The 656-nt window shown below is 54.4% G+C and carries 2 protein-coding genes; both read left to right on the top strand.

Annotation, left to right across the window (positions count from 1 at the left end; all coding sequences use genetic code 11):
- The first annotated feature begins 104 nt into the window (after nucleotides 1-104).
- Nucleotides 105-446, top strand: coding sequence for a hypothetical protein (locus AAIR21_RS27755; protein WP_434682827.1), 342 nt, complete (start codon nucleotides 105-107; stop codon nucleotides 444-446).
- Nucleotides 412-656 (top strand): Dabb family protein (locus AAIR21_RS27750; protein ID WP_434682826.1); only part of this gene is annotated, 245 nt, incomplete at its 3' end. The genes AAIR21_RS27755 and AAIR21_RS27750, both read left to right, overlap by 35 nt.

Below are 656 nucleotides of genomic sequence, written 5' to 3'. Positions count from 1 at the left end.
GTGGAGCGGACAATCAATAACGGTGAATTAAGGTTTATATCACCGGCGCTAACACGATCTTCATCAATGTTAAATGACGTGCTACATGATGGTAATACGCACCTGTGAGGGACTCGCTCCTGACGGCATACAGTGAGCTAAGATCATCACAACAGCAGACTGCTGTCTCTCAGCGCAAACTCCCCGATGTGGCATGGCTGGTGATCATTGTCTTCGCCATGGCCGCCTGCTGTCTGACCGGACAACTGCAACGGCAGGGATTCTCTCTGCTGGTTCTACCCGTGATGATATCGCTGTCACTGTTCCTGGTGGCGGAAATCGACATTCCCGGCGAGGGCATCATTCGCGTCACGCCGGATGACCTTGAACACATGGCCTTTACGCTGCCCCCCGTTAATACTGGAGTTAAGCATGATCCGACACATTCTGTTTATCACGCTCACTGACGATGCTTCGCCTGAGCAAATCAACGCGGTCAGGCAGGCCTTTTTGCATATCCCGAAACTGGTGGAAGGGGTGATCAGCGTGGAATGGGGCGTCAACGACAGCCCCGAAGCCAAAAGCGCGGGTTTTACGCACTGTGTGCTGATGACGTTCGCCGATGAGGCTGCCCGTCAGCGCTACCTGCCGCATCCGGCCCATGATGCGCTGAAATC

The sequence above is a fragment of the Enterobacter sp. PTB genome, from assembly GCF_051130085.1.
Taxonomy (GTDB): domain Bacteria; phylum Pseudomonadota; class Gammaproteobacteria; order Enterobacterales; family Enterobacteriaceae; genus Enterobacter; species Enterobacter ludwigii.
The sequence above is the reverse complement of the archived record's forward strand: the minus strand, read 5'-3'. Positions and strand labels throughout refer to the sequence as shown.